Genomic DNA, 9963 nt, shown 5'->3' with positions numbered 1-9963 from the left:
TTTATTCCGCTCCGACATCTTTTTTCTCATTATAAACAAAAGTACCCTATAGGATAGACTTTTTTCAAAGTGTCTATCTTATAGGGTACAGTTTACTTATTAAAATTAAGAAATTAGGCTTTTTCCGTTGCTCCATTAAAGCACCCGTTAGCCATCCATGTAGCGCAAAAACCAGCGCTACACCACAGAAAATGAAAGATGATTAAGTTCTTTCATGGGAGTTTACGACGCTTCTTCAACAATCACGTCCTATTGCGGAATAACCTAAATTAAGCATTTAAGCCTTGTGCTACCTAAACAATACTTAAATTAGTTAAATTAATTTGAGATAAACGGTACCTTATGTACATACTTTGGATTTTCAATTTGATTGATGATAAAAGTCGCAATATCTTGACTAGTGACTTTTGTTCCGGGCATATCTACAAGATTTTCTTTTATATATCCTATTTCATTGCCGTTATCTATAAATGGAAGCCTAATTAGTGTCCATTTAATTAATTTATTACCGTTAAGAATATGCCATTCCTTTTTCCTATCTACCATCATTTTAGAATAGATGATTTCAAATATTTTTGCTCCAACTCTATTTATAATGCTTTTTTTATCTCCATTAATAGTAAGTGAACCGCCTGTAACACCAATATAACGATCTATTTGTAAATCTTCCATAATCTCAAGTATTTTTTTAGTTACACTGCTATAAATCGGCTCTTCCTTAATTGGCTGACCAAAAGTATTTATAACTATTTGACAATCCTTTAATAGTTTTTGAATATCCTCAAAGTTTTGTACATTCCCTTCTACTATCTCAATCCTATCATCTCTTAAAGTTAACTTATCTGGATTTCTAACAAGCATACGAACTTGGTACCCATTCTGTAATGCTTTAGCAGCAATATAACGTCCAACCTTTCCTGTCCCACCAATTATAGCTATTCTATGAGAATTCTCCATAATACCCCTCCAAATGAATATAATAATATTTACCTTGAGAACTTTAGGTGCTTCAATTAAATTATTAGTTTCCCTCCATCTAATCTAATTATCTTCCTCATTAAAAATCATTTTATATCCTATAGCGTTAATAGGACCCTTTGTAATTAAAGTTGTAAGCTGTTCGACTATAAAATCAACTGAATAAGTGCTGCCTTCATCACTAAGCCACCACTTCAATACACCTATATACGCGGAGCTGATAAAACTGAGTATCAAATCCATAGGAACCTTCAATTGATCTAAGTCCCCATAAACAGAAGTAAAAGTAATCTTGAAATTGTTTGATAATAGTTTTTCAATCTTATTGGTGAAATTAGGTACCCCTTTTGTTCCTAACATAACTTGATAAAATAATTTGTTCTTCTCGATATTTTCAATTACTTTTCTTAATGTGATTTTAAATCGATTGACGTTAACCTCTCCTTTTTTAAAATGAAAGGTAATATCTATTGCATCCATTAATTCATTCAAATAGGAGTTGCTGATTTTTTCATGTAGATCATATTTATCTTGGTAATGTAAATAAAATGTTGCCCTATTAATAAAAGCCTCATCTGCAACATCTTGAATTGTAATAGATTCGAACCCCTTTTTGTCTATAAGGGAGATAAAAGCTTCCTTTATTAACTTTTGCGTCTTTAATACACGTAAATCCACATTTTTTGCCACTTCTCCACATCCTTTTTTGTATGATTGGTAATATTTCTCATAATAGCATTATATACGACATTTTATTGAATAATCAACAAAATGTCAATTAAAAGGAGGGGTATAAATTGGTACTATTATTGAAGAGCAAACTGTTTTAATCACGAAGAGAACCGATAAGATGGTTGAAAACAAGAATGAACTAGATACAAGTAACAATTAGTGCAATAAAAAGAATCCATTTTGAGAAAATGGATTCTTTTTATTAGGCTGTTTTCTCAATGATTGTTGCTTCTCATTTGGCTATCTTCTTCAACAAAACTGCCCATTAGTACAATCACTCCTATGTCTAGAATTCTATTAAGTTGGCAATAATCCCTTTTATATTACTATTTTAGGGGGAATGGAATTGTTACTGTCAAAAGCATGGACTTTGTTTGAAGCAGATAAACGAATAGAGGGCTTTTCGCCACAAACGCTGAAGGCCTACCGGTTACAGTCTTTTCTATTAATTGGTTATTTTAAGGATATAGAGATGGAATTGCTTGACACCAATCAACTGAAGGAATATCTTGATATATCCGGCAAGCACTTAAAACCAGCCAGTCTTGCACACCGTATCCGCTTTATGAAATCATTTTTTCGTTGGTCTCATGAAGAAGGATACCTGAGTAAGAATCCAACTTCCAAAATTAAAGAACCGAAAGTAGGTAAGCGGATACCCAAGTATTTAACAGAACGGGAGATTGAACACCTCCGTGAATCCTGTCATTCCGCAATGGAAAAAGCAATTTTCGAATTCATGTTTTCTACTGGTTGCCGAATTGGAGAAATAGTTGCGTTAGAAAAGAACCATATTAATTGGTCCAATCAATCCGCAATCGTTAGAGGAAAAGGTGATAAGGAAAGGGAGGTTTATTTTAACACGCGTTGTGACATATGGCTTAAACGTTATATTGAAAGCCGTACTGACAATAATCCCGCCATCTTTGTGACAGTAAGGCAGCCACATAAAATGAGTGTTGCCCAGATGCGATACATCATCAAGCGGATATCCAATCGTGCTGAAATCAATAAAGAAATTCATCCACACCAACTTAGACACAGCTATGCAACTCATTTGTTGAACAATGGAGCTCCCATAGAAGTCATACAAAGTCTTATGGGGCATGAGAAAAGCGAAACAACTAGGATCTACGCTCAATTAAGCGGGAGGCTAAGGAAAGAGTATTATCAGAAGTACTTTTAAATGTAAAAGGAGCAATGTCTTAAAAGACTTTGCTCCACTTGACTAAAGCCTCCGTTAGTTTAAGTGTAACAGTTCACATTTTGCACTAATGAAACTAGATTAAAACCATCCTCATCCTATAGTAATATAAATGATATTACTAACTATTTTGTATTAGTTTATTACAGAACTTCCATTCAACGCTAAGTGTATCTGTATTTCTCACCTCACCATCAGAGGTGATCACAACTTTACCTTAAGGAGGAGATTAAGAATGAATCCAGTCGTTGGTCTGGATATTTCAAAAGGAGAAAGCCTGTAAAAAACGAGGCTGGTATGAAGCCTACAATCATTTTAGAAGCTACAGGACATTATGGTGCTCCTGTCATACATCATTTAGAAGAACGAGGATATTTATTGATCATCATTAATCCGTTAATTTCATATAAGGCAAGAGGATCAGTTTGAGAAAAGTAAAAACGGATGCCATCGATGCCTATCTTCTTTGTGAATTGTTCTATAAAGAGGAATTAAAGCCTCCATACCCCTGAATACCCCATTACAAATGGTAATTTTAATATGAGCAAAATGCTTCCTGTAAAAAAGAATATATTTGCTATTGAATTTCTGTTCAATTTTTTATCCCCCAACCAATAATTACGTTTTATTAGGAATTAGTAAACAATATCATCTTTTACCTTCATTTTAATATATTCATTCTATTTATTAAACAAATTATGGAAATGTCTCACGGAAAAATAACCTTATGGATAGGCTATTTTTATTTTTTTAAAATAAAGAACTGAGAGCCGTTAAAGGCTTTTTTTTGTGTGAAGAATTATGTTAGTAAACGTGCAAAAATGGGTATTTAAAAGATTAAGTGGTTTGACAAAAGTAACAACCTGTGGTTAAAATCAAGTTGTTACTTTTGGTAGCAGAGTAAAAAATTTTTAATAAAGGGTTTCTTAGGAAGTCGCTAAAACTCTAAGTTTTCAAACTAGGGGGATGAAAAAAGATGAAATTGAAATCTGTAGGACTCACTTTAGGGTTAGCTATTTCGTTACTTTTAACAGGCTGTGGAGATGGAGATAGCAAAAAAGACAATGGCAATTCAACAGGAACTACGCCAAGCATAGGGGAGCAAGTGGACTATAAGATTATAGGAATTGAACCAGGAGCTGGGTTGACTGGTCTGGCGGAAAATACTATAGAGAAATATGAAAACTTAAAAGGCTGGGAGCTTGAACAAAGTTCTACACCTGGGATGTTAGGTTCATTAGAGCAGGCTATTCGAAATGAAGATCCAATTATTATTACCGGATGGACACCACATTGGATGTTTTCATCTTATGATTTGAAATTTTTAGAAGATCCTCAAGGGACATTAGGTGGATCGGAAAATATCAATACACTTGCGCGTAAGGGCTTGGAAAAGGACTTACCGGATGCGTATACAATTTTGGATAGATTTTATTGGGAACCAGAAGATATGGAAGCTGTAATGTTTGAAGCACAAACGAGTTCATTTGAAGATGCAGCAGACAAATGGATAGAAGAAAACCAAGACAAAGTAAATGAGTGGACAAAAGATACGAAAAAAGTAAGCGGAAAAGAAATTGAATTAGCTTCAACACCTTGGGATTCAGAAAGAGCTTCGAGTAGTGTATTACAGGCTGTATTTGAAGAACTCGGATACACTGTCACAATCACACCTGTAGATCCTGCAATTATGTTTCAAGCTATCGCTACAGGCGTATCTGATGCAACAGTAGCTGCTTGGTTACCAACAACACATAGCTCTTTTTATGAAAAATATAAGGATGACTTAGTTGATTTAGGTGAGAACTTAAAAGGTACAAAAAATGGATTTGTAGTTCCTGCATATATGGACATTGACTCAATTGAGGATTTACAGCCTAAGAAGTAATAAAAAGTTAACTACTGAATAATTTTGAACTGAAAACAGCTTTTCACATATTTAGCCCTAAAAATGCCTCGATGTTTATCTCATCGAGGCATCTTCACTTTTAAAGATACTTTAGAGTTATTAATGGAAAGTGCACGTAAGATGAAAGCGAAGGCATACGTACCCTATTCCAAATTCCCAGTTGGAGTAGCATTATTACTAAAAGATGGAGCTGTAATTAATTGAGTAAACGTAGAAAATGTTTCTCTAGGTGCAACTAATTGTGCAGAGAGAACCGCTATTTTTACGGCAATATCAAATGGTTTTATCAAAACAAACTTCTGGCGTACATTTTGACTTGGCACCACAGTTGGATCTATTTTGGTGGTAACGTATTTCGCTTCTTCAGCCGTACTACCAGCGTGGCGTTTTAGTTCTCTGGAAATCGTAGAAGGTTGACGATTTAAGAGTTTAGCTATTTTACGAATCGGATAATCAAGTTCCAGGTATGTTTCTATTTTTACACGTTCTGATAGGGTAAGATGGGTATAGCTCATAACGATTCCTCCATTTGAATGTTTGTGTGGTAACTACATTCTACACGAGGTCGTTATGGGCTTCTTTTATATTTACTTCTGGGTGTTGCACTTAATATTACAATCCGTCAAAAGAAAAAAAGAGCTGCATATGCAACTCAATGATCTTCAAGAAAAGCACCCCGTTAGCCATCCATGTAGGGCAAAAACCAGCGATACACCACAGAGAATGAAAGTTTATTTCGTTCTTTCATGGGAGTTTAAGTACAATACTTCACAAAGTCCTTAATTATTGGTTTGAATTTTCACCAGTTTAGCATATAAGTGAGTTATACACTTTTTTCTACGTGGAAAAAGGACTTTCTAACACAAAATGTATAAATTAAAACGATTACTGACCAAATAAAATTCCCAATAAACGGCTGTTGATTATATGAGAATAATAGAATATAGCTTATTAGCCCAAATCCTAATGAATATAAAATCATCAACCAAAATCCCCATCTTTTTAAACGTATATAACCATATATGATGATAAGGGAAACAACTGCCAATATAATCCTAAATAGCTGTTCTGGAAAGTTTGGTAAACCGAACCTATCTGCTATGCCAAATTCATTTGCATCTTGATTAAAAAATATGGCTGTGTTAATCAATACAACTGCACCGAAAATGTAAAAACAACTAATTAAAGATACTCCTAAAGGTCTTTTCATTTTTCCACCCCCTTTACACTATTAAATTCAAACCTTATACCTTATCTTATTCAATTCACCTGCTCCGTTAGCCATCCATGAAGCGCAAAAATCAGCTCTTCACCACAGAAAATGAAAGATGATTAAGTTCTTTCATGGGAGTTCAAGAATAAAAAAAGAGCTGCATATGCAACTAAAGCACCCGTTAGCGACAGAAGGATGGTCATGGAATTCGTCTGAAAGAACGTCCGTGCATAATGGTTGAAAGATCCATTTTATCGTGCATAATAGTTAAAGGATTCGTTTCGATATATGGAACACCATACTATTGGAAAAAACATCAGGATCCAGGAGGTATATAATGAAAGATACGCTTGAACTATTTCGTTACCATGTTTGGGCTAATAAAAGAGTTTTTGAACATTTAAGGAAACTTCCTGATGATCTGTACCGTAAACCACTAAATAGTGTATTTCCTACCATTGGCGACGCATTAGCACATATCTATTCTGTGGATAATACTTGGCTCAGCATAATGTCCCATGAAAGTCCTGAGGAAATCTATGCTGCGATGACGAGTTCACTTGAAGAGGTAAAAGATGCCACGCTCAACTCTTTTGAGGCTTATTTTGCTAAAATTGCGGCTCGATATGAAGAGTTTATCTTGAACCACCAAGATGATTTAGAGGAAATATCTGAGTATCCGCTTAAATTCGGTGAGTTGCGGGCCAATTACAAGGATCTCGTTAGGCACGTGGTTAATCACGGTACATATCACCGTGGTAATATTACCGCAATGCTCCGACAAATGGGTTATTCCGGTGTTTCCACAGACTATGGATTTTACCTTTTTGAACTAAAGCGGTGAGCACTCCTTCGGGAGTGTTTTTTTGTAAAGGTCGTTTTCGATTTGTTACCGACAGATTTTCTCCTGTATTGCCTTCCCATTTCTAATCATCAAATGTAAATGTTGAATGAAGTGATGCCCGTCTATGATATCCGTACATTTAACCCTTAGCTTACCTGTCTTAAACAAACCTGCCCCGTTAGCCATCCATGTAGCGCAAAAACCAGCGCTACACCACAGAAAATGAAAGGTGATTAAGTTCTTTCATGGGAGTTCAATAAGAAAAAATGAGCTGCATATGCAACACAATGTTCTTCAAGTAAAGCACCCGTTCGTATTATAAGGCCAGCCAGAGTAAATCTGGTTGACTATTTTTTATTCAATTTATAGATTGATAGTAGCCGGGGTAGAACGGAAGCACCCGTGGGATTGGATCCCGACAACTAAACTGTTCGCCCTCTACTTGTTAACACATGATTAGGCTGGTTGGGACATTACGATCTCGTATAACAAGCGAAGATATGAATAACAAGCTAGATAGAGGTTACCGGTCAATACACTACCTTAGGAGGAGATAAACTATGAATCCAGTAGTTAGTCTGGATGTCGCAAAAGGTGAAAGTCAGGTTCAAATGTTCTTGGATAAAAAAATGCCCTATAAAAGCAGCGTGAAAGTTGATCATACGGTGGATGGATTGGAAGAGTTACACTCTTATTTATTAGATTTAGAGCGTCAAACAGAGATGAAGCCACCTGTTGTTTTGGAATCAACGGGTCACTATCATGCACCAGTTGTACAGTTTTTAGAAGCAAGAGAATACATTGTCATTATCGTAAATCCACTGGTATCTTACCGAGCAAAAAGTTCTAGCTTGCGAAAAACCAAAACAGATGCCATTGATGCTTATCACTTAGGCGAACTGTATTACAAAGAGGATTTAGCGCCTCAGAAAAAGCGTGGTGTACAGTTATTAAACCTTCGGCATCTAACTAGACAACATGAAAATATGACTGGAATTATGATTCAAACAAAGCTTCAATTTCAAGCCGTATTAGATCAAATATTCCCTGAGTACAAAGGAGTTTTTGGCGATTTATACGCTGGGATTTCCATAAAAACTTTACAAGCTTACCCTACTTCTGAATCAGTTAAAGAAGCAGGTGTAGAAAAGATCGCACAATTCATTGATACACATTGCAAAGCACGTTCGTTTAATTGGGCGCTTGAAAGATCCGAAAAATTAATCGAAGCCGCAGAACGCAATCCATTTCAATCAACTCTTTATCAAAGTCTTCTAATCAGTTTGAATATGTATATTGATTTACTGCAAGTGTACCACCAACAACTTTCTACGTTGGAGCGTGAGATTGAAGAGTTAGCGGCACAACTTGAAGAATATGAATTACTCCAATCAATTCCCGGTATTGGTGAAAAAATCGCTGCAACGATTATTTCAGAAATCGGAGAAATTGATCGGTTTAATCATCCGAAAAAGTTAGTAGCCTTTGCAGGACTAGATCCCAGTGTGTTTGAATCAGGTCGCTTTAAAGGCACGAAAAATCACATTACTAAACGCGGCTCGGCTAGGCTTCGCCACATGCTTTATACAGCTGTTCGTTGTTCTATTCGAGATAGTCGGAAAAAGAAAACAACACCTGAAACTATAGCACGAAATAAGCGGTTACGAGCTTTCTATGATTTAAAACGAAAAGAGGCAAACCATATAAAGTAGCTATAATTGCTTGCGCTAATAAGCTTTTACACTGGATTTATGCCATGTTAAAAACGAAAACACCATTCCAAGAAACAATACAGTAACAACATTTTCAATTTTAACGAAAACCTTCCAATTTGAATTCGAAGGGTTATTTGAGTTGCGCTTTTTAGTGTTTTTTAATTTAAAAGATTTTTATTGACAATCTATTAGCTGGTTTAGTTGTATAGTATACAAGAAAAAGAATTACTTTATTAATTCTTCTCCAGTTAAAATCTCATATAGATTTGCTGAATCTTGCTCTGTTAATTTCACATATCTATCGCTATTCGTAACAATTTCTAAATTTTCACCACTTATGCTAATCCAAAGTGAATAAGAGGCTATTTTGTTTTCGCTATTGTTCTTAAATGGAAATTGAAATTGGTAATCAGCATAGCTTGTCATTTCTACTTTTTTATTTTCCCAATCAGCATTTTTTACTATATCTATTGCTTTTTCCACCTGTTTTCTTTGATTGACTTCTTTAAAATCTTCAAAAATATTATCTTCACCAGTTCGTTTCTGCACAGTTATTTTTTGCCCAACCATTTCATTCAAGCAACTCGAAGTAACTAACAAAACACCTAGTAGAGAAAAAAATAATATTATTTTTTTCAACCTGTTCCCCCCTCGTATAGTATTTTCTTATAGCACTAAACTGCATCGTTAGTTGAGAAGAAAACGATGGGATTTCTGTGGAATCCTCTTGAAGTAAAGCACGGGTTAGTTGAATATGATTACTGAAATAAACCGAATATCCAAACTATCAAATACATTGGAACTGCAACAATTATCGCCCCTGCAAGTAAATAGCTAATCGACCTTATAATAAATTTAAAAATATCATATATAGCACCTGCTAAGTCATCAACAAATCTCAACACTAAAAATCCCCTCCGGCAACATATAGCTTGGTGATTTAATTTTAACATTATTTTCCTCTAAGGAAACAATATATATATTGTCCATTCAGTGATGTTCTTCTTTAACTCTTCTGCCCCGTTAATGAAAAAGCGATTGCTCTAATTAAACAAAACCAGCTAATAGGATGTCAATATTTTTCTCTAAAATTCTAATTAACCTTATGTTATACTATTTTGAGCATGACAAATAGCCCTCCAAAAACCTTTTGGAAGGTTTTCTCTTTATTACTTATAACCGTTAATTACGCTATATCCAAGAAAGTTTCTTTTCTATTTAATAAAGCATAAATCCAATGAAGCAGTTTGTTAATACAGGCTACTATCGCTACTTAAACTGTACCCTATAAGATAGACACTTTGAAAAAAGTCTATCCTATAGGGTACTTTTGTTTATAATGAGAAAAAAGATGTCGGAGCGGAATAA

8 protein-coding genes and 4 pseudogenes are annotated in these 9963 nt (G+C 34.9%); 6 read left to right on the top strand and 6 right to left on the bottom strand.

The genetic code is table 11. The features are described from left to right. Positions 1 to 318: 318 nt before the first annotated feature. Both ACIQ7T_RS27710 and ACIQ7T_RS27705 read right to left on the bottom strand, forming a co-directional pair. Positions 319 to 957: an NAD(P)-dependent oxidoreductase gene (locus ACIQ7T_RS27710; protein ID WP_402875281.1), complete on the bottom strand. Its 639-nt coding sequence runs from the start codon at positions 955 to 957 to the stop codon at positions 319 to 321. Positions 958 to 1041: 84 nt separating this feature from the next. Beyond that, positions 1042 to 1668, bottom strand: a complete 627-nt coding sequence (locus ACIQ7T_RS27705; RefSeq protein ID WP_402875278.1) for a TetR/AcrR family transcriptional regulator — start codon at positions 1666 to 1668, stop codon at positions 1042 to 1044. Between the two features lie 388 nt (positions 1669 to 2056). On the opposite strand from ACIQ7T_RS27705, the gene xerA reads away from it, so the two are divergent. The 4 genes and pseudogenes from xerA to ACIQ7T_RS27685 form a co-directional block, all read left to right on the top strand. Beyond that, on the top strand, positions 2057 to 2896 hold the full coding sequence (gene xerA, locus ACIQ7T_RS27700; RefSeq protein WP_402875275.1) for a site-specific tyrosine recombinase/integron integrase: 840 nt from the start codon (positions 2057 to 2059) through the stop codon (positions 2894 to 2896). A 253-nt stretch (positions 2897 to 3149) separates the two neighbouring features. Then, positions 3150 to 3414, top strand: a pseudogene (locus tag ACIQ7T_RS27695) (IS110 family transposase); the annotation flags it as partial. Positions 3415 to 3890: 476 nt separating this feature from the next. Beyond that, positions 3891 to 4802: a glycine betaine ABC transporter substrate-binding protein gene (locus ACIQ7T_RS27690; protein WP_402875272.1), complete on the top strand. Its 912-nt coding sequence runs from the start codon at positions 3891 to 3893 to the stop codon at positions 4800 to 4802. Between the two features lie 123 nt (positions 4803 to 4925). Continuing rightward, positions 4926 to 5105: pseudogene (locus ACIQ7T_RS27685) on the top strand (cytidine deaminase); the annotation flags it as partial. Positions 5106 to 5117: 12 nt separating this feature from the next. Here ACIQ7T_RS27685 and ACIQ7T_RS28005 read toward each other — a convergent pair. Both ACIQ7T_RS28005 and ACIQ7T_RS27675 read right to left on the bottom strand, forming a co-directional pair. Next, positions 5118 to 5338: pseudogene (locus ACIQ7T_RS28005) on the bottom strand (helix-turn-helix domain-containing protein); the annotation flags it as partial. A 308-nt stretch (positions 5339 to 5646) separates the two neighbouring features. Beyond that, on the bottom strand, positions 5647 to 6033 hold the full coding sequence (locus ACIQ7T_RS27675) for a hypothetical protein (protein WP_402875269.1): 387 nt from the start codon (positions 6031 to 6033) through the stop codon (positions 5647 to 5649). A 340-nt stretch (positions 6034 to 6373) separates the two neighbouring features. Here ACIQ7T_RS27675 and ACIQ7T_RS27670 point away from each other — a divergent pair, with 340 nt between their 5' ends. Further along, positions 6374 to 6880 carry a DinB family protein gene (locus tag ACIQ7T_RS27670; RefSeq protein WP_402875266.1) on the top strand — a complete coding sequence of 169 codons (507 nt, stop codon included), beginning with the start codon at positions 6374 to 6376 and terminating at the stop codon, positions 6878 to 6880. Positions 6881 to 7440: 560 nt separating this feature from the next. Beyond that, positions 7441 to 8678: pseudogene (locus ACIQ7T_RS27665) on the top strand (IS110 family RNA-guided transposase). Between the two features lie 142 nt (positions 8679 to 8820). On the opposite strand, the gene ACIQ7T_RS27660 reads toward ACIQ7T_RS27665, so the two are convergent. Next, a complete protein-coding gene (locus tag ACIQ7T_RS27660) occupies positions 8821 to 9234 on the bottom strand; it encodes a YhfM domain-containing protein (RefSeq protein ID WP_402875263.1) in 414 nt (137 codons plus the stop codon). Between the two features lie 119 nt (positions 9235 to 9353). Beyond that, positions 9354 to 9500: a hypothetical protein gene (locus tag ACIQ7T_RS27655; protein ID WP_402875260.1), complete on the bottom strand. Its 147-nt coding sequence runs from the start codon at positions 9498 to 9500 to the stop codon at positions 9354 to 9356. Positions 9501 to 9963 lie beyond the last annotated feature (463 nt).

It is taken from the genome of Lysinibacillus sp. NPDC096212, from assembly GCF_044763105.1.
Taxonomy (GTDB): Bacteria; Bacillota; Bacilli; order Bacillales_A; family Planococcaceae; genus Lysinibacillus.
Note: the sequence above shows the minus strand (reverse complement) of the source record. Positions and strands in the feature narration are given on the sequence as shown.

Excerpts from the sequence above, each read along its gene's own strand:
- ACIQ7T_RS27690 (WP_402875272.1), top strand. The coding sequence starts at position 3,891 with ATGAAATTGAAATCTGTAGGACTCACTTTAGGGTTAGCTATTTCGTTA.
- ACIQ7T_RS27675 (WP_402875269.1), bottom strand. The coding sequence starts at position 6,033 with ATGAAAAGACCTTTAGGAGTATCTTTAATTAGTTGTTTTTACATTTTC.
- ACIQ7T_RS27710 (WP_402875281.1), bottom strand. The coding sequence starts at position 957 with ATGGAGAATTCTCATAGAATAGCTATAATTGGTGGGACAGGAAAGGTT.
- ACIQ7T_RS27670 (WP_402875266.1), top strand. The coding sequence starts at position 6,374 with ATGAAAGATACGCTTGAACTATTTCGTTACCATGTTTGGGCTAATAAA.